Source organism: Paraeggerthella sp. LCP19S3_G8 (assembly GCF_052119225.1).
Lineage (GTDB): Bacteria > Actinomycetota > Coriobacteriia > Coriobacteriales > Eggerthellaceae > Paraeggerthella > Paraeggerthella hominis.
Window position 1 is genome coordinate 1 of record NZ_JBQKFQ010000013.1, and the last position, 18731, is coordinate 18731.

Annotated in this window: 18 protein-coding genes, 2 tRNA genes, 1 other RNA gene and 1 riboswitch; of the genes, 7 read left to right on the plus strand and 14 right to left on the minus strand. The window is 63.1% G+C overall.

Annotation, left to right across the window (positions count from 1 at the left end):
• The 6 genes from ACTQZK_RS11670 to ACTQZK_RS11695 all read left to right on the plus strand — a co-directional run.
• The coding region (locus ACTQZK_RS11670) for a hypothetical protein (protein ID WP_441899691.1) at window positions 1-214 on the plus strand (214 nt) is incomplete at its 5' end.
• 123 nt (window positions 215-337) lie between these two features.
• Window positions 338-1753: a CCA tRNA nucleotidyltransferase gene (locus ACTQZK_RS11675; RefSeq protein ID WP_225749385.1), complete on the plus strand. Its 1416-nt coding sequence runs from the start codon at window positions 338-340 to the stop codon at window positions 1751-1753.
• A 137-nt stretch (window positions 1754-1890) separates the two neighbouring features.
• Window positions 1891-1964, plus strand: a tRNA-Gln gene (locus tag ACTQZK_RS11680).
• A gap of 31 nt (window positions 1965-1995) precedes the next feature.
• Window positions 1996-2072, plus strand: a tRNA-Glu gene (locus ACTQZK_RS11685).
• Between the two features lie 143 nt (window positions 2073-2215).
• Window positions 2216-3265: an MBL fold metallo-hydrolase gene (locus tag ACTQZK_RS11690; protein ID WP_216529424.1), complete on the plus strand. Its 1050-nt coding sequence runs from the start codon at window positions 2216-2218 to the stop codon at window positions 3263-3265.
• A 64-nt stretch (window positions 3266-3329) separates the two neighbouring features.
• The gene (locus ACTQZK_RS11695; RefSeq protein ID WP_441899692.1) at window positions 3330-4973 is read left to right on the plus strand and encodes an amidohydrolase; all 1644 of its coding nucleotides are present in this window, start codon (window positions 3330-3332) and stop codon (window positions 4971-4973) included.
• A gap of 100 nt (window positions 4974-5073) precedes the next feature.
• On the opposite strand, the gene thiD is transcribed toward ACTQZK_RS11695, so the two are convergent.
• The 5 genes from thiD to ACTQZK_RS11720 form a co-directional block, all read right to left on the minus strand.
• On the minus strand, window positions 5074-5856 hold the full coding sequence (thiD, locus tag ACTQZK_RS11700; RefSeq protein WP_225749387.1) for a bifunctional hydroxymethylpyrimidine kinase/phosphomethylpyrimidine kinase: 783 nt from the start codon (window positions 5854-5856) through the stop codon (window positions 5074-5076).
• Window positions 5857-5878: 22 nt separating this feature from the next.
• A complete protein-coding gene (thiE, locus tag ACTQZK_RS11705; RefSeq protein WP_225749388.1) occupies window positions 5879-6529 on the minus strand; it encodes a thiamine phosphate synthase in 651 nt (216 codons plus the stop codon).
• A gap of 72 nt (window positions 6530-6601) precedes the next feature.
• Window positions 6602-7438, minus strand: coding sequence for a hydroxyethylthiazole kinase (gene thiM, locus ACTQZK_RS11710; protein WP_225749389.1), 837 nt, complete (start codon window positions 7436-7438; stop codon window positions 6602-6604).
• Window positions 7438-8766: a phosphomethylpyrimidine synthase ThiC gene (gene thiC, locus ACTQZK_RS11715; protein WP_216529429.1), complete on the minus strand. Its 1329-nt coding sequence runs from the start codon at window positions 8764-8766 to the stop codon at window positions 7438-7440. The genes thiM and thiC overlap by 1 nt, the downstream gene beginning before the upstream one ends.
• A riboswitch (TPP riboswitch) is annotated at window positions 8728-8854 on the minus strand. Its footprint overlaps the gene before it by 39 nt.
• 105 nt (window positions 8855-8959) lie before the next feature.
• The gene (locus ACTQZK_RS11720) at window positions 8960-9604 is read right to left on the minus strand and encodes a thiamine diphosphokinase (protein ID WP_441899693.1); all 645 of its coding nucleotides are present in this window, start codon (window positions 9602-9604) and stop codon (window positions 8960-8962) included.
• Between the two features lie 215 nt (window positions 9605-9819).
• On the opposite strand from ACTQZK_RS11720, the gene rnpB reads away from it, so the two are divergent.
• Window positions 9820-10181: RNase P RNA component class A (gene rnpB, locus ACTQZK_RS11725), an RNA gene on the plus strand.
• A 341-nt stretch (window positions 10182-10522) separates the two neighbouring features.
• Here the strand turns inward: rnpB and ACTQZK_RS11730 are convergent.
• The 9 genes from ACTQZK_RS11730 to sepF form a co-directional block, all read right to left on the minus strand.
• Window positions 10523-11284: an ABC transporter ATP-binding protein gene (locus ACTQZK_RS11730; RefSeq protein ID WP_231088264.1), complete on the minus strand. Its 762-nt coding sequence runs from the start codon at window positions 11282-11284 to the stop codon at window positions 10523-10525.
• Window positions 11285-11453: 169 nt separating this feature from the next.
• Window positions 11454-12431, minus strand: coding sequence for a FecCD family ABC transporter permease (locus tag ACTQZK_RS11735; RefSeq protein WP_231088265.1), 978 nt, complete (start codon window positions 12429-12431; stop codon window positions 11454-11456).
• Window positions 12432-12475: 44 nt separating this feature from the next.
• Window positions 12476-13477: an ABC transporter substrate-binding protein gene (locus ACTQZK_RS11740; RefSeq protein WP_428421917.1), complete on the minus strand. Its 1002-nt coding sequence runs from the start codon at window positions 13475-13477 to the stop codon at window positions 12476-12478.
• 56 nt (window positions 13478-13533) lie between these two features.
• Window positions 13534-14547, minus strand: a complete 1014-nt coding sequence (gene nirJ2 / locus ACTQZK_RS11745; protein ID WP_114567217.1) for a putative heme d1 biosynthesis radical SAM protein NirJ2 — start codon at window positions 14545-14547, stop codon at window positions 13534-13536.
• 150 nt (window positions 14548-14697) lie between these two features.
• The gene (locus ACTQZK_RS11750; RefSeq protein ID WP_441899694.1) at window positions 14698-15462 is read right to left on the minus strand and encodes a MerR family transcriptional regulator; all 765 of its coding nucleotides are present in this window, start codon (window positions 15460-15462) and stop codon (window positions 14698-14700) included.
• Window positions 15463-15791: 329 nt separating this feature from the next.
• The gene (locus ACTQZK_RS11755) at window positions 15792-16604 is read right to left on the minus strand and encodes a DivIVA domain-containing protein (RefSeq protein WP_114567215.1); all 813 of its coding nucleotides are present in this window, start codon (window positions 16602-16604) and stop codon (window positions 15792-15794) included.
• A 53-nt stretch (window positions 16605-16657) separates the two neighbouring features.
• Entirely contained in the window at window positions 16658-16918 is a 261-nt protein-coding gene (locus ACTQZK_RS11760; RefSeq protein WP_114567214.1) for a YggT family protein, read from the minus strand.
• Complete coding sequence (gene proC, locus ACTQZK_RS11765; protein WP_428421923.1) at window positions 16912-17763, minus strand: pyrroline-5-carboxylate reductase; 852 nt, start codon at window positions 17761-17763, stop codon at window positions 16912-16914. Before proC ends, ACTQZK_RS11760 begins: the two co-directional genes overlap by 7 nt.
• Window positions 17763-18710 (minus strand): cell division protein SepF, encoded by a 948-nt coding sequence (sepF, locus tag ACTQZK_RS11770; protein WP_114567212.1) that lies wholly within the window; start codon window positions 18708-18710, stop codon window positions 17763-17765. Before sepF ends, proC begins: the two co-directional genes overlap by 1 nt.
• Between the last annotated feature and the right edge of the window lie 21 nt (window positions 18711-18731).

Sequence of the window (18731 nt, forward strand, 5' to 3'; positions counted from 1 at the left end):
GATCCGTTCACTTGGCTTTTTTCTCGCTTGTTCTGCTTCTCAGTATCCGGTTTTCAAGGTTCTCCGCTTCAAGCCGAAGCCCGAAGCGCAAGGAGATATACTACCCGTGCCCCCGCCCGGCGTCAAGAACTTTTTTCGAAAAGTTTGGATACCCTCCGCCGGGGCGGCCTCGCGGCTTTCGGCGGAGCCGGCGCGCGCCACAAGGTTCCCCTAGCCCGTTCGGGATGGCAGCGTTCCGAACATCGGAGCAAAAGCCAAGCCACGCCGCCCGCACAACAGCAATCGCATATATTAGTATAGACGCGACAGGAACCACGTTGCCCAGACAGGAAACGCCATGCTGAACCGCGAACCGCAGAATCCCCCGCTTGCGCGCCGATCGGCTGCAAACGAACTTCGCATTCCCGTGCCCGCTTACGCTGAAAAAGCGCTCGACGCGCTTGAGCGCGCGGGCTACGAATCATGGATCGTCGGCGGGTACGTACGAGACGCCCTCTTGGGACGGCCCTGCGCCGACGTGGACATCGCAACGGCCGCCGGATGGCGCGACACGCAACGCGTCTTCGAGGAGCTGGGACACCGCACGCATGAAACGGGCGTCGCCCACGGAACGCTCACGGTGATCGCGGACGATCGCCCTCTCGAAATAACAACGTACCGCTCCGACGGCGCTTACAGCGACGCGCGCCACCCGAACCGCGTGACGTTCGTTCGATCCATAGAGGAGGACCTTGCTCGGCGGGATTTCACTATGAACGCCCTTGCCTACCACCCCGTGCGCGGGCTGCTGGATCCCTACGGCGGAGCGGACGACCTTGCATCCTCCACGATACGCGCGGTCGGCGACCCCCAGCGTCGCTTCGCGGAAGACGCGCTGCGCATCCTGCGCGCTTGCCGCTTCGCCTCGCAATTGGGATTCGGCATAGATCCGGACACCTTTCACGGAATGCTCAGCAACAAAGGACTGCTCTGCCGCATATCGGCCGAGCGCGTCACCCACGAGATCGATCGTCTGCTTCTTGGGGAGCATGCGGGACGCGCCCTCGTGGAAACGGCCGACGTTCTGGCGGCCGTGCTGCCCGAGCTTGTGGCGATGAAAGGATTCGACCAGCATACCCCCTACCATATATACGATGTTCTCGAGCATACGGCGCACGTGGTGCAAAACGTGCCCGCATACCCTCTTGCACGATGGGCCGCCCTGTTTCACGACATGGGGAAACCGGCGCTGTTCTTCACCGATGCTGACGGCGTCGGCCATTTCTACGGCCATGCCGCGGTCAGCGTCGTGCTGGCGCGGGGCATCATGGGCAGGCTCGCGCTGCCCTCGGCGTTCTCGACGCGCGTTTTGAAGCTCGTCGAGCGTCACGACGACGTCATCGAGCCCACGCCCAAGGCCGTGAAGCGCGCGCTCGCGCGGCTCGACGGGGACACGGAGCTGTTCCATGCGCTCTGCGACCTCAAGCGCGGCGATGCGCTCGGGCAAGCCCCCCGCTGCGCGCAGCGCGTTGGCACGGTCGACCAGCTTGAAGCCGTCCTTGCCAACGTCCTGGCGGCCGACGAGGCGTTCTCGCTCAAGAAGCTTGCGATAAACGGGCACGACGTGCTCGCCCTTGGCGTACCGCGAGGCCCACTGGTCGGGCAAGTCCTGGCGGCAGCCCTCGACGCCGTGATCGACGAACGCCTGGACAACGACCGCCCGTCGCTTGAAGCCTTCGTCGCAAACTGGCTCGAGCGGCAGAACGAGGCATGACGCGCCACATGCCATGCCTTGAAACTTTTCTCAAAAAAGTTGAAATAAAGGCTTGACGCAGCGCGCTCGACCCCGTAATATACTTTCTCGCGCTCGCACCTCTCTCCAAAAGAAAGAGATGCGCATCGGTAACCCGATGGGGTGTCGTCTAATGGCAGGACAGCGGTTTCTGGTACCGTATGTGAGGGTTCGACTCCTTCCACCCCAGCCATTTTTACGGTATACTGCACAGCGCACCATGTGGCTCCGTCGTCTAGCGGTTTAGGACGCCGCCCTCTCAAGGCGGAGGTCGCCGGTTCGAATCCGGTCGGAGCTACCAAGAAATTGCAGGTCGGAACCTCTCGGTTCCGACCTTTTTCTTTTCTTGGGATAGTACCGTTAGCCGGCAGAAAAGAAACCGGGCTGTTTCCTCATGGTGATCGGTGGCGTACAATAGCCGCGAACCAAGAGAAAAGGACCGCTATGCAAACTGAAGACCCCGACACGAAAAACAGCAGCACCCCCGTTGAAACCGATCCCGCGTTCGGCGAGCCGGTTCTCATCTGCCCCGGGCTCTACCGCGTGCGCGTGCCGCTTCCCCACAACCCGTTGCAAGCGCTCAACTCCTACATCATCTTGGGCGAGGAAACCACCACCATCATCGACGTGGGGTTCAACCACCCCGCATGCGAAGAGGCACTCGACGACGCCTTGAACCAGCTCGATCGGTCATGGGACAGCGTCGAAATCGTCCTCACCCATTCGCACCCCGACCATACGGGCAATCTCGACCGCATCTACCGCGACGGCATGCGCGTGTACGCCAACCTCCACTCGTTCAAGGAAGTGGAGAATCTCATGGAGATGCAGGGCAACGTGTTCGGCCCCTTGCTGCGCAAAGCGGCAACCCCGCAGCAAAGCGGCTTGACGTTCAGGAAGGGAAAGCACCGCCTGCACGTATCTGCGGAACTGCTCCCCCTGACGTGCAAGCCCGACCTCATCTACCTGCACGAAGGAGACGAGCTGCACGCTGGCGACTTCACGTTCCAGATCATCGAGACGCCCGGGCACGATCCGTGGCATATCTGCCTGTATGAGCCCGACCGCAACCTCATGATCATCGGCGACCACGTGCTGGAGCGCATCACGCCTTCCGTATCATCGTGGTTCCCGGCCTACAACGCCTTGGAAGAGTTTCTGGAAAGCCTGGGCAAAATGTACTCCTACGACGTCGACCTGGTTCTTCCCGCCCATGGCGCACCGTACGGAAATCTGCGCGATCGCGTAATGTACCTCATCTCGCATCACGAAGAACGACTGCAAGAGCTGTACGACCTGGTGGCAGCCGGCCACACCGACATCGTATCGATTTCCTCGCATGCGAAATGGCGTTACGACAACTGGCGCGAATGGCCGCTCGATCAGAAGTTCTTCTCGATGGGAGAAACCATGGCGCACCTGGTGTACCTGGTGTGCGAGGGCAAGATCAAGCAAACCATCTGCGGCGACGAATACCGCTTCGAACTCCCTTAGAGTCGAGCGGCATCGCAGAAACAGCCGCGGCCCACGAAAGCCGCCGTTCGAAAGGAGCGCGATCGTGCGCATCGATTTGGTAATCGAAAGCGAAAACGTGTTCACCGGAACCAGCGATGCCGCCAAACCTGGGGCTATCGCCATCGCCCAAGATCGCATCGTGGCCGTAGGGTCGCATGACGAGGTGCGCGCCTTCGTTCGAAAGGAGAACGAAGGCGGCGAGCTCCCGCCGGTTCGAGCCATGGGAGACGCCCTTATCGTTCCCGGCTTTCACGACTCCCATCTGCACTTCTTTCACTCTGCCATCTACGCCTCGCCGCTGGCTACCACGTTTTTGGGAAAGAACGAGGCCGATTGCGTGCAGCGCATGGTCGAGTTCTCGAAGAGCCGCCCCAAGGGATGGCTCCTTGCGCAGGGATGGCGCGAGTACCGATGGGATCCGCCCGTTCTGCCCTCGAAAGCGTCGCTTGACGAAGCGTTCCCCTCCCGCCCGGTCGCCCTCTATTCGGGAGACGCCCATACGCTGTGGCTGAACTCCGCCGCACTCGCAGAGCTGGGCCTCGACCGCACGAGCGTGCCGCCGGCGGGAGGATCGTACGACCGCGACGACGAAGGCGAGCTGACGGGCATCGTGCGCGAAGCGGCGGCCATGGAGCTCATGCCCAAGATCATGGGGTCGTTCACCGACGAGGAGGTGGCCGACGCCTACCGCGGGTTCTTCGCCCGCTTGGCGGAAAACGGCGTGACCAGCGTATGCGACATGTCCCTCATGGCAAGCCCCGGCCTCGACTTCATTCGCGACGACGTGCACGCCTCTCTCCTGGAACGCGGCGAGCTTACGGCGCGCGTGCATCTGTTCCCCACGCTGCTCGAAGACATGAGCCGCTTCGAGACGATGCGCGCAACGTACACGGGGCCGATGCTGCAAGCCCCCGGGTTCAAGCAGTTCTTCGATGGTGTTTCCAGCCAGCATACTGCTTGGGTGACCGAGCCGTACACGAACGCCCAGTTCGAGGGCGACTGCGGACGGCCCACGGTGGAGCCGGACCTCATGCGCTCCTACATCATGGCTGCGGCGAGCAAGGGCTACCCCGTGCGCATCCACGCGATCGGCGATGCCGCCATTCACGCGGCTCTCGACTTCTTCGAAGAGGCGCGCGCGACGTACGGCCCGCTTCCGGATGGGCGGCGCAACTGCTTGGAGCATCTGGAGAACTTCCTGCCGGGCGACATCGAGCGCCTGGCCGACCTGCAAGTGGTGGGCGCCGTGCAGCCTCCCCACATCACGCTTGATCCCGGCGGCCCCGAACGCGATTTAGGACAAGAACGCGTACCGCTCATGTGGCCGTTTCGCACGATGCTGGACGAGGGAGCAACCTTAGCGTTCGGAACGGACTCCCCCGTGGTTGACGTCAACTCCATGAACGTCCTTTACACCGCCGTGACCAGGCAAGACCCGGAAACGCATGCACCTTGCGGCGGCTGGCTTCCCGCCGAGCGCATCAGCATGGCCGAAGCCTTGCGCGCCTACGCGCAGGGCAGCGCGGCGGCGGCAGGACGAGAACGCGAGCTGGGCACGATCGAACCAGGCATGCTCGCCGATGTAACCGTGCTCGATCGCAACGTACTGACCTGCGAAGAAGACGACATCCAGAAAACGCGCGTACTGGCCACCTTCGTCGGCGGTCGCTGCGTGTACGAACGCTAACACACGACTGCGGGGGCGCCGCCCGTACACGGCAGCGCCCCCGCAGTCGAACCGCCGGCCGTTCGGGAATCAACGGCTGTTCGGAAAACGAACGACAGGATCAGTACTCCCACATGTGATTGAGCGGGCCGCTGCCCTTCCCCAGGTTCAAGCCCGCCCCCAAGGCTCCGCGCACGTAGTCCTTCGCGGAGCGCACAGCCTGCTCGATGGTCAGACCGCGCGCCAGCCCGCACGCAATCGCGGACGAGAGCGTGCATCCCGTACCGTGCGTGTTTCGGGTATCCACGCGCGGCGCACGCAGCCAAGTCAACGACCCGTCAGGCAAAGCCAGCACGTCGTCGGCCGAATCGCTTCGATGGCCGCCCTTCACCAGCACCGCCGCAGCGCTCTGCTCGGCGAGCAAGCGAGCCGCGCGCTCCATGTCGGACTCCCCTTCCACGGCGAAACCGCAAAGCGCCGCAGCTTCGGGCATGTTGGGCGTGATCACGTCGGCCAAAGGGAAAAGAAGCTCGGCCAAAGCCGCCGCGGCGTCGTCGTCGATCAGGCGCGCGCCGCTGGTGGCCACCATGACGGGATCCACAACAACGTTGCGCGCTTCATGGCGCGCCAGGACGCGCGCAATGGCTTCGATGATGGCAGCCGAAGACACCATGCCGATTTTAACGGCATCCGGGCGGATGTCCTCGAACACGGCGTCGATCTGGGCTGTAACGAAATCAGGCTCGACGCCCGCCACACCGGTGACGCCCAAGGTGTTCTGCGCCGTGAGCGCCGTGATGGCGGTTTCGGCGAACAGGCCGTGAGCGGCGATGGTCTTGATATCGGCCTGGATGCCCGCGCCGCCGCTGGAGTCCGACCCGGCTATGCTCAATACCGCCTTCATGATGAATCCCTCTCCTTCTAACCTACGCGCCAAGCGCTTCTCGAACCTTTGCGCGCAGGGTGCGCGCAGCGACCTCGATGTCGCCCGCCGAGAAAAGAGCCGACACGACAGCCGCCCCGTCCGCCCCCGTCCCCGCCAGTTCGGAAACGGTCCGCTCGTTCAACCCGCCGATGGCGACCACCGGAATGTCCACGGCCTGGCAGATGGCGGCAAGGCCGTCTACGCCCGTGATGATTGCATCCTCTTTGGTAGGCGTCCCGAACACCGCTCCCACGCCCAGGTAGTCCGCGCCCGCAGCCTGCGCTTCCAACGCCTGCTCGACCGTATGCACGGACACGCCCACGATGGCATCGGGGCCCAGCTTCGCACGCGCATCGGATACGGCGGCGTCGCCCTGCCCTACGTGCACGCCGTCGGCCTCCACGATGCGCGCCACCTCCACGTCGTCGTTGATGACGAACGGCACGCCGGCTTTGCGACATGCAGGTGCAAGCGTGCGAGCGCGCAGCACCATCGCTATCTGGGGCATCTCCTTTTCGCGCAGCTGCACGAACGTCGCGCCGCCGGCGATGGCCTGCTCGACGCAATCCGAAAGCGCGCGCTCCCCCAGCCATGCGTCATCGGTAACCGCGTACAGGGCCAATGCCTGGCGCAGCTTCTCACGTGGATACATCGGTGCTCCTTTCTTTTCTCAAGCTTGCGCGCAGTGCACCGAAGCAGACGATCGCACTGCGCGCGAGCGCCGCTAGGACAGCTTGGCCACCTTGGCGCCTGCCTCCAGCGCGTCTCCATCCAAATTGAACAGCGCATCAAGCAGGTACGTGCGGAACGACCCGTTGCCGTCGAAGCCGCCCATGCGTCCCTGAGCTATCTGGCCCGCCAGGCCCATCGAGGAAACGGCGGCCACCGTCGCATCCAAGATATCGTCCGGATTCGCCGTTGCGAACGCCGCGCACACGCACGAAAGCATGCAGCCCGCCCCCGTAACGCGGCCCATAAGCGAACTGCCGTTGCGGATCGCGTAGGCGCGCTCGCTGTCGGCCACCACGTCGATGGCGCCGGTGATCGCCGCCACGCAACCGCTCTTCACAGCGAATTCCCGCGCGAACGCAGCAGCTGCGTCCAGGTTGTCGTCGGTCACGACGTCGTCGGAGCACACGTCCACCCCACGCGTGGCAGCCGAGCCGCCGGCGAGCGCCTTCACTTCGGACATGTTGCCGCGAATCACCGACACGGCCAGCTTGTCCAGCAAATCCCCCGCCGTCTTCGTACGCAAGGCCGACGCTCCCGCCCCCACCGGATCGAGCACGATGGGATGGCCCAGCTGGCTCGCGCGCTCTCCCGCCGCGAACATGCCGGCGATGCTTCGCTCGTTCAACGTCCCGATGTTCAGCACCAACCCGCCGCAAACGCCCGTGATGTCTTCGACATCGGCAGGCTCGTCGCTCATGATGGGGCTCGCGCCGATGGCCAGAAGCGCGTTCGCGCAATCGTTGACCGTCACGTAGTTCGTGATGCTGTGAACAAGCGGGGTTGTCTGCCGCACATTGTCGAGTGCGTTCTTCAAAGCGAAAGGCTGCATCACAGCTCCTTTCCCAGATCGATGGTTATGCCGTCCATGATGGTGTTCACCGTGCGCATAGCGCACATCTTACCGCACATCGTGCAGGTGCCGTCCGTCGAAGGCGGCGCGCTTTCGAAGTAACGGCGCGCCTTGACCGGATCCAAAGCCTGCTCGAACATGCCCTCCCAGTCCACGCGGCGACGCGCGTCGCTCATAAGGTTGTCGCGGTCGCGCGCGCCCGGCACGCCCTTGGCGATGTCGGCGGCATGGGCGGCTATCTTCGTGGCAACCAGCCCTTCGCGCACGTCGTTCACGTCGGGCAGGCGCAGATGCTCGGCGGGTGTCACGTAGCAGAGGAAATCGGCTCCCGAGCTGGCAGCGACCGCGCCGCCGATCGCTGCCGTGATATGGTCGTATCCTGGGGCGATATCCGTAACAAGGGGCCCCAGCACGTAAAAGGGCGCGTTATGGCACAGGCGCTTCTCCAGCTTCATGTTCGCGGCTATCTCGTCGAGCGCCATATGCCCGGGGCCCTCCACCATCACCTGCACGCCGGCGTCCCACGCGCGCTTCGTAAGCTTGCCGATCTCGATAAGCTCGGCGATCTGACCCGCATCGGTCGCATCGAACGTCGAGCCGGGACGCATGGCATCGCCGATGCTGATGGTTACGTCGTGCTCATGCAAAATGGCCAGCACGTCGTCGTAGAACTCGTAGAAGGGGTTCTCGTTGCCCGTAGCTTCCATCCAGGCGAAAATGAGCGACCCGCCGCGGCTCACGATGTTGGTAAGGCGCCCCGTTTCGCGAAACGACTCGATGGTGCGTCGGTTCATGCCGGCGTGGATGGTGACGAAGTCCACGCCGTCTTCCGCATGCGCGCGAACCACGCGCAGGAAGTCGTCCACCGTGATGTCTACGAGCGCTTTCTCCAGATAGCCGATGGCGTCGTACATGGGCACGGTGCCGATCATGGCCGACGACTTCTCGATGAGGCGCGTGCGGAACCCTTGCGTCTTGCCGCTGTTCGACAGATCCATGATGGCCTCGGCACCCAGCTCGAACGCCACTTCGACCTTTTTCCACTCTTCGGCTTCGTCGGCAAGGTCACCCGAAATGCCCAGGTTGACGTTGACTTTGGTGCGAAGCCCGCCGCCTACGCCTTCAGGCGAGAGGCTTGCGTGATGGATGTTCGCGGGAATGGCTATGCGGCCTGCAGCCACGCCCTCCCGGATGAATTCGGGGTCGAGCCCCTCTTTTTCGGCGACGATCGCCATTTCGCGCGTGACGGTTCCGGCACGTGCCGCATCGATCTGCGTCATGAAGCTCCCTTCGTTGGCATTACCCATGTCAGGTTCCTCGGGTCGAAGCGTGCGTCGGCGCTTCCTCTCAGCCTGCCCGGCCGCGATGCGGCTGCAAGCTCCCCGGTATGAAAAGGTACGCGATCAGTATAGCCGTCATCGCGAAAGAACAAGGTGGACCGGATGCGAACGACGGGTTTTTCACGGAAGCGGCCGCATGCGGCGCCGCGCGCGGCTGGCGCTAGCTGCGAACAGCCTCCGATAACGGGTAGAACACGTACAGCGTGCCCGATTCGACGGCCACGGTTGCCGGCTCGCCCGTCAGCTCGTTGGAAAGGCCGCGCGACGTGCGGTTCGAAAGCGGCTCGTCATCAAGGGAATAAGCCATGCCGCGCTCGATGACGCCCTCAGCCCGATCGTTGGCGGCGAACACCGACACCGTCCCGGATTCAAGGAGCGGCAACTCGAACACGTCCGGGCCGGTCAGCAGGCGCACCGCGTACGAATCGGCGATGGCCGTGATGTAGGCTCCCTGCTCCGAGAATCGCGCGAACAGCTGCAGGTTCGCAACGGTATGGTCGAGCCGCCCGCCCAAGCCGCCGTACACCAACAGCTCGTCATAGCGCCACGCCAGGGCTTTCTCGATGGCCAGCTCCATGTCGCTCTGATCCTTTTGCACGGGATAACGGGATACGCGCTTGCACTTCGGCACGTATCCAAGCGAATCGAAGTCGCCCACGGCCATATCGGGAGCCACGCCGATGCCCTCTAGATGCGCGAAGCCTCCGTCGACGGCGATCACATACTCGATCTCGCCCGATTCGCGCCGTGCGAGAAAATCATCTGCGTTGAAATCGATCGCCCCCACCAAAGCGCAAGCCGCCATATCGTCCGTCCTTTTCGCATCGTTGTCGTTCGACCTGTCAGCATAGCATAGCGCGCAAACGCAGAGCTCCACAACGAGTCCTTGGCTTCGCTCGCAAAACCCTCGCCCAACCGAGGAGACGCAATGCGGCCTTCATCGCCTTGAAACATCGGTTTTTCGAGGGGCTTCGAGTTTCACGCAAGCGCGCCGCTTTCGATTTGCTAGAATACCATTCGCGAGCGGGCCAGACGATCGCGCATCTTCGGATGTGAGGAAAGTCCGGGCTCCACAGGGCAAGATGCCAGCTAACGGCTGGGCGGGGCGACCCGACGGACAGTGCCACAGAAAAGAAAACTCCCCCGCGAACACGCGCTTCGGCGCGCGGCAACGGGAGAAAAGCTGAAACGGTGCGGTAAGAGCGCACCAGCGCGTCGGCAACGGCGCGGCTTGGAAAACCCCATCTGGAGCAAGCGCAAATAGGAACGCGATACGGCTGCCCGTCGTACGTTCGGGTTGCGTGCTTGAGGCGCCTGGCGACAGGCGTTCGAGATAAATGGTCGTCCAACGACAGAACCCGGCTTACCGACCCGCTCGCACTTCTTTCCACCTCGCGGCACCTACCCCGCCGCCCACTACCCCGCGCCCCGCATCCCTCACCCCTGAGCCCCGAGCCTGACCGCAGATTCGACTCCGCTGTCAAAACGGATGAGTTTTGCTGATGTTCAAGCAAGGATAATACAAGGCGACAAGCTTGTGACCTGGTACAATGAAAAACGCATCAAGCAGAGCGATGCCGCCAGGGCGAAAAATCGCCGCAAAACTCGTCCGTTTTGACAGCGGGCGGCACGAAAGGCTCCGGTACGGAAAAGCGCGGCAGCAGGCGGCACGAACGTCGCCGACGCGGGGGAAGCGCGACAGCGGAACTGCACGAACGTCGCATCACGCGGGGAACAGCGAATACGCGCTCCCTTCGGGCGAGACATGCTCCCGTATCCGCACTCCGAAGGCATGCTCGATAGCCCCCGTTTCCAGAACCTCGTCCACCGTGCCGGCCGCCGTCGCGCGCCCGCGCTCCATGACCAGCAGCCGATCGGAATAGCGCAACGCAAGGTCAAGATCATGGATGACCATGACCACGGTCTTTCCCTGCTCCCGATTCAAGCGTCGTACCAACTCCATGAGCTCATGGCATGCGCGAATGTCCAGGTACGTGGTGGGCTCGTCGAGCACGACGGTGTCGGTATCCTGCGCCAACGTCATGGCGATGAACGCGCGCTGACGCTCTCCGCCGGACAAGCGCCGCAGGTCATGATGGCGAAAGCGCGCGACCCCGGCAAGTTCAAGCGCATGCTCAACATGGTCGCGATCCTCGCGCGAAAGCCTGCCTTGATGCGCCTGGTACGGATAGCGTCCGCATGCCGCCAGCTGCTCCACGGTCATAGCCGGGGGACGCCCGGCCTGAGCAAGCACGGCAACGCGCCTTGCCCGCTCTTTGGGCTTGCATCCCAAGGTGGGAACGCCGTCGATCAGCACCTCGCCCGCACTCGGCCGCACTATGCCGTCCATCAGCTTCACCATAGTCGACTTGCCGCACCCGTTCGGCCCCACCACGCTGGTCACCGCACCGTGAGGAAACGCAGCGCTCAACCCCTCGATGAACGGCTCCTTGCCATAAGAGAACGAAACCCCTCGAATATCCACCGCCGCCCCAAACGGCCCCGCGACCTTCGATTCCGCCCCCTTCGTTTGGGCGGCGGGGGTCTGAGGCGAGTTCCGCACGAGCCGAACAGCCCAGCGGGCTGTTCGCGCGAGCAGGACTGCTTGAGCAGCAGACCCCCGCCGCCCAAACGCACCCGATGAATCGATCGCATCAATCAAGGGAACCCCTCCTGTTCTTCAAAATGAGGTAGATGAAGAAGGGCCCGCCCAGAAACGCCATGAGGATGCCCACCGGCACCTCGTAAGGAGCGAACATCACCCGCGCCAGCAAGTCGCACGCCACAACGAATGCCGCGCCCGACACCGCCGAAACCGGCAAGACCCAGCGATTGTCATGACCGACGAAGAACCGCACCAGATGAGGAATGATCAACCCCACGAAACCCAGCAGGCCGGCGAAGCTGACCGCCGCGCCCGCCAGCACGGCGGCCAAGCCGAGCATCGTCAAGCGACAGGCCCCTACATTCATCCCCAAAGCATGAGCCGTGTCGTCGCCGAGCGCCATGATATTGAGCTTGCCCGCCGCGAACAGCGCCGCAGCAAGCCCGGCCACCACATACGCTGCAGGCCACCAAAGATCGCTCACGAGCACTCCCGACAACCCGCCCACCAAAAACGCCGACGACCCCACGTACGCATCGGGGTTCACGATGAGCACCGTGTTCATGCCCGCGCCGAACACGGTGGTGATGGCGATGCCGGCCAACACCACGGTCAGGCGCGACACGTTCGCGCCAAGCGAAATGCCGAAGATGATGAGCGCCGTGACAAGCGCTCCCAGAAACGCTGCCAACGGCGGGAGCCACAGGATGCTCGGAGCCACGCTCGCAGCAATCAGCACGAACAAGCCGGCGCCGGAGTTGATGCCGATGACGTTGGGGCTTGCCAGCGGATTGTCGAGCACCGCCTGGATGACGGCACCGGAAACGGCAAGCGCCGAACCCGCCAAAAGCGCGGCGAGCACGCGCGGCAAACGCACATTGACCAAGATGCTTTTGGCGGCCGCGCTCACATCTGCGCCCGTCGCCCAGGCGACAAGCTCGGGCAAGCTCACCGAAGACGACCCTACCAGAAACGCAGCGACCGTTGCCGCCACGAGGGCGGCAACGGACACGAGCAAAACAATCAAGGCCGGTACTCCCCGATCTGCAGAACGCACGTCAAAACCTCGCTTTACGCATACAGCGCGTCGAACAGCACCTGGTAGCTCTGATCCCATCGCTCGTTGGGCTTGTACTGGAACAGATGGGGATCAAGCGTGATATAGCGGCCGTTCTCGACGGCGGACAGCGTTGCCCATGCGGGATTCGCCGCCGTCTGGTCCTCGAGCGCCTTCATAGCCGCAGCGTTATCGTTTCCCATGGGAACCACGAAGATGAAATCGGGGTTCATCTCGATAACCGATTCCAAGCTGAAATCCTTGAGCAGGCTGCGGTTCTCGTCGGCCAGGTTCTTGACGCCCAGATCGGTCAGCATGGCGCCGGTCATGGTCGAAGACGACTGCACGCGCGTCCCGCCCGAATACGTGGTGAGGACCAGGGCCGTAGAAGACTTGTCCGCAGGCACCTTCGCTTTGACGGCCTCCACCCTGTCAGCGGTTTCCTGGCCGTTCTTCTGATACAGATCGTCGCGGCCCGTTATGTCGCAGCAGGTGCGCAGCATGCGCAGGTAGTCGTCGAACGTGGTCACCTGGAAGCATGCAACCGGGATCCCCGACGCCTCGATAGCCGCCTTGATCTCGGCTTGGCTCGAATTGCCACCGCGCCCGCCGGTGCCGCTCGTCATGATGACGAAATCAGGTTCAAGCGCAATGATGGACTCGAGGTTGGGATTGGAGAAGTCTCCGACCTTCTGCACGTTCTCCGACGTCAAATCATAGTTCGAAAGCGTGAACGCGTCGTCGGAAGCGCCCACCAGGGTACCGCCCGCCAGCTCCCAAACACTTGCGAAACTGCCCATGCAGGCCACCACGCGCTGCGGGTTGTCAACGGTCACCTCGGTGCCGGTATCGTCCACGAACGTAACGCTGCCCGCAGCGGTTACCGCAGGTTCCGGAGCGGTTTCGCCGGATTCGGCGGGAGCCGAGCTTGCGCATCCGGCAAGCAGCATCGATGCAGCCAAAACCGCCGCAGCTGCGCACGCCATCGCGCGCTGAGAAAATGTGCCTTGGATCATAGAACAGTCCTTTCATCGAATGACCTGGTCAAATACTTATACAAAACCAACAAGCTCTACGCCGGCTGGCACATTGGATCATCCAGCTGAAGCCCGTGCGCGCAATAGTCGTCTTGCGCCAGAATGTCCCCGTCGTGATAGTACGCCGCACGCGCCCGGCATCCGCCGCAGCCCTGCGCGTAGTCGCAGGTGCCGCATGCGCCGGAATATGCCTGGGTCCGCAGCTGCTCGAACACGGGGCTCGTCCTCCAGATCTCGTCGAAGGGCGTCTGCCGCACATCGCCGGCTTCCTCGGTCATGTACGCGCAGGGTCGCACGATGCCCTCGCTGCCGATCACGCAGTAGGTCAGCCCCGCCAGGCATCCGCGCTCGAAGCGCGTGTCCACTCCAAGCTGCTTCGCCACGCGCGTGAACTGCGGCGCGCACGTAGGCTTCACGTCGATGGGAACTTCGGCGGCTTTCGTCATGATGTCTTTGAGCAGGCGCTCGTTCTCAAGCACGTGCAAGCTGGTCTCCTGAATGAACTTCCCGCGCCCGACGGGGATGAGGAAGAACACGTAATGGGCGATGGCGCCTGCCTGCACGGCGAAATCGGTGATGTCGCACACCTCGTCACGGTTCCAGTCGACCACGGTCGTGTGCAGCTGAAACGGCAACCCTACGCTCTTGCATGCCTCGATGCCGCCCATCGTCAGATCGTAGGCATGCTCCAGCCCGCGAAACTTGTCATGTTTGGCAGCGTCCAAACTGTCCACGCTGATCCCCATGGCGCAAGCGCCCGCGTCTTTGAGGCGCTGGGCCACTTCGGGCGTGATAAGCGTGCCGTTCGAGCCGAACACGGGCCGCAAGCCAAGCGAAGCCGCATGCGACACCAGCTGATAGATATCCGGGCGCATGAGCGGCTCGCCGCCCGAGAAGATCATGATCTTGAATCCGGCGCGTGCGATCTGCTCGATCATGGCGAAGGCTTCCTCGGTCGAAAGCTCCCGATCGGTTGCCTCCTCGGCATCCTGGTAACAGTGCACGCACTTGAGATTGCACTTGTTCGTCGTCATCCACGACACGATCATGGGCGGTTCCTTTCAAGTCCAGGGTATGCAAAGCCAGGGGCGGCGCACGCCGTCCTTCAGCTTGGAACACGGGTAAAATCCGCGACGTTCAGGAACGGGTCGGAGATGGAGGAGAGACGTCTCCGCTCCTGAACGTCGCGCTCGGCACGGCTACTCGACCGGCCCGGAATAGTTTTGATACGCGGCCACCACAGCCTCAAGGTGGTCGAACACGGCCTGGCGCAACTCGTCGAACGAGCCGTCTCCATGAGCATGCGGGGCCATGTTCTCCATAAGGATGAAGTTCGCTTCCGCATGGGCGGCGTCCTGCGAATCCTCGAGCTCCAGGTACCGCCGCGCAAGATCCTGGTTCCGCGGGCTGGTCAAGGACTCGCGCGCGGGCATCTGGCGAATGGTGTCGGCAATCAATTCGTGCCACTTCGACACGGACTCGCCGCGAGCGATCCGCTCCTCGGCTTCCTGCGGCGGCGCGTCGTCGCGGATGCAGGTGAGCCTCCAGAAAAAGCGGCTTTCGTCCTGACAGCGCTCGACCGCCTCGGCCATGCGCGCCCAGTCGACGTCATGCGCGCTCTGCGCTTCATCATGCAGCGCACGAAGCGTGGTCATGCGCTTGAACAGGGAAAGGAACTGCTCTTCGATAGCATCCATCTGCGCATCCGCAAGATCCTGCACCGCGGCGGCCTGCTGGTAAAGAGCTGCGTCGGATTTGATCTGAGTGAGCGACAAGCCCAGGTACTTCAAGGTCAGAATACGATACAGGTCTTTCACGTTGGCGTCGGTGTACAGGCGCTGGTTTTGAGGCCCCTTCGCAGAAGGCGACAGCAAGCCTTGCTGATCGTAGTACTGGATAGTGCGCACCGTCACCCCGACGCGCCGCGCCAGCTCTCCTACAGTCAGGTAGTTCGGATCGGTCATGGATGCTCCTTTGCGGCAGCTCGCTAGGCTGCCACGTACTCGTCCTGGCAAACACGCCCCCGCGCGTTCACGTGTCCGAGCATAGGCGATGACGTAGCGTCATCGTCAACGGTTTTCAAAAGATGGCAACAAATACCGGGAAAATCCCTGGGAATAGACTGAAAACCAACGTAAACGGCACCAAGGAACGGCAAAAGCCCCCGCGCATCCGAATCCGTCGCGCAATCCCTGCCCATGCACGTACGCACGAACGGGGGTCTGCGGCAACGAAACGGAGCGCGGGGGCTTCGCAACGTCAAGCAGGTTCACCGGCTCGAGGCCGGCAAGAACTAGTCCAGATCTTCGAACTCGAAAGCGTCGTCGGCGTCGCCGAAGCCCGAAAGGTCCTTCTCTGCGCCCGACGGCCTGGGAGTTGCCGGAGCAACCACCGCGCCCGTCGTCGGCTGAGGAGCGGTGTAGGCGCCCGCACCGTCGCGGTTGATGGGAGCCTGCGCCGGAGACGTCACGCGACCCGTAGACGCCGCTTCGGCAGGTGCGGACACGCGCGCATGAGCGCTTGCGGGCAGCGCGATGCCGCCGGTAGGCAGCGAGCCGCCGATTTCGGCCAGCTTGCGCGTTGCGTCGCTGATGAAGTCCGTAAGCAGCTCCTGGTACTCCTCGCGAGAATCCTCGCGATCGTCCTCGAGCTTCTTGATGGCGTCGAGAACCTTCTGCTTCTCGTTCTCGGCTTTGTCGATGATGCGCTGCGCCTCTTCTTCGGCATCCTTGATGGTGGCCGCAGACTGGGCGTTCGCGTTGGCGATAATCTCGTCGGCAGAGCGCTGCGCGATGATGAGCGCCTGAGCGATGGCGTTGTCATCAGCCTTCTTCGCCTCAAGCTGGCGCTCCAGGTCGGCGATGCGCTCGTCCTTTTCGGCAAGCAGGCTGTCGTCGACGACCGGCATCTCAACCGTGCGAGCCGGCGTGTCGAACCCGTCGAACTTGCGGTCATCCAGCTGGTTTTCAAGCTGAATGATCTGGGCGTTCATGCCATCGATCTCGTCGGCAACGTGCTCGAGGAACACGTCCACTTCATCGACGTCGTATCCCTTGCGGTCGATCGAGAAGCTCTGGTTGTGGATCTCAGCCGAGGTGATAGCCATCTGTTATTCCCTTCATCCAGTACGCACACTGCAAGCAGGCACGATTGTACGCGTTAGAACAAGCCAATCAGTAAACGTACTCCTAATTGTAATACAAGCAGGGCAATGATGGGAGTAACGTCCACTATACCTCCAAGCGGGGGAATCAGCTTCCTGAACAGGTTGAGGTACGGATCGCACAGCTTTGCGAGCACGTTGTTGATGTCGGCCAGGATACCGCGATCGGTAGGAAGCCAGGACATCATCACGTACACGAACAGCACCATGCTGTAAACGTCGGCGATGGAAATGATCAGGTACTTCAAACTCAACATGCAGAAAGCTCCTTCGATCGGCGGACGGCGGCGTCAACGCCGGCATCGAACACGTGCGAGAACCCGGCCTCGTCCATAGCGGCGAGCGCCGCCAACGTGGTGCCTCCGGGACTGCACACGGCAACGCGCGTGGTGGCGGGGTCCTGCCCCGTCTCCTTCATGAGCGAAGCCGTTCCGTACACGGTTTGCAGCGCAAGCGCTTCGGCAAGCTGAGGATCGAGCCCCTGCCTCGCGCCAGCGTCGCGCAGCGCTTCTATCATAGCGGCCACGTACGCCGGACCGGAGCCGCTCACGGCACCTGCGGCGTCCATGGCTTCCTCGTCGACGACGTACGCTTCGCCCAAGCAGGCGAACAGACCGTGCACCAGCTCCACATCGGCCGAAGACGCCTGCGAGCCCGCGGCAACCGTGGTCGCGCCGGCACCCACCAAAAGCGGCGTGTTCGGCATGACGCGCACCAGTCGCGCGCCCGCCGGCAGGACGGCTTCCAAGCGCTCGGTCGAAAGCCCTGCGGCAATGGACACGAACAAAGGGCCCTCGACCCCGCCCGCAAACGAAGGCTGGCTGGCAATTCCCTCCAGCACATCCATCATAACCTGCGGCTTAACGGCTAAAAGCACAAGATCGACGTCACCCTCCACCGCGCTCGCATCCGCCACGCAGGCAACGCGATAGCGCTCGGACAAATAGTCGCGGCGCTCTTGGCCGGGATCGGCAACCACGAAAACGGATGCGTCGAACGCATCGGCGGGCGCAGAGGAACCGGCTATCCAGCCGCCCATGATGGCCTCGCCCATCTTTCCGCCGCCGATGACGGCGATGCGGGAAACGCTCGCGCGCGCCATTACAGCACGCCCTGATTGCGCAACGCGGCCTTCTCGGCTTCGCTGAGAGCGGCACCGCGCGTGATGACGAACACCTTGTCGGCAATGCAGTCGACGCTTGCGTCAAGCGCGCACGACACGCCGAACGCGAAATCGAGAATGCGCTTCGACAGATGATCGGGCGTGTTACGCAAAGCGATGACCACCGCGTCGCCTTCCTTGAGGGCCTTCGCGACGCGCTCCGCCTCACCGTAGCTGGCAGGCTTGAGCAACGTGATGGCGCGCGCAGGAGCAGCCGCGACAACAGGCGCGGGAGCGGTTACGCCAGCGCCGGGATTGGCGACAGCCGTCGCCACGGTGGCGTTCGACCTTGCGCCCGCGGCTGCGGGCGCGGCGTCCAAGACCGGATCGGGAGCCGTAGACGTGAACAGCGAGTTCAAGCTTTCGGAGCGCTCGCGGTTCTGAGCGGCTGCGGCGCGCGCGTTCGGCGTGTTGGCCGGAGCGGAAGTTGCCGCGTCGACCATCGTGCGATCGCTGCGGTACGAAGCCGCCGACGAAATCGAGCTCACGCGGCGCTGCGGCAGCGGATCCCGGTTGAGACTTTCGGGAACCTGGGTGTGCGCACGCACGTCGTCGATGGAGACGAGCTTCGGCGGGGTGAACCCTGCGCTGCGCGCCGACGCGCGACTCGACGAGCGCGCCGGACGCGTGGTAACCGGCGCGTACGGATCGTACTTGGATGCCGGCGCGTCACCGCCCAGGCTTGCATCCTCGCGATAATCGGGGCCGTACTCGCCGTAGTCCCCGGCGTAATCGCCGTCGAAGTCGTCTTGGAAGCTCCGATCATCGTAGCCGCGGTCGTAATAACCGTCGTCGTACTCTTGGTTCGCATCGGCAAAGCCGAGCTTCGATTTGATCCCGTCGAGCATCCCGCCGCCCCCGGACTTCTTCATCTTTGGCAACTCCATACCGTTCACCTGCTTCGTTTC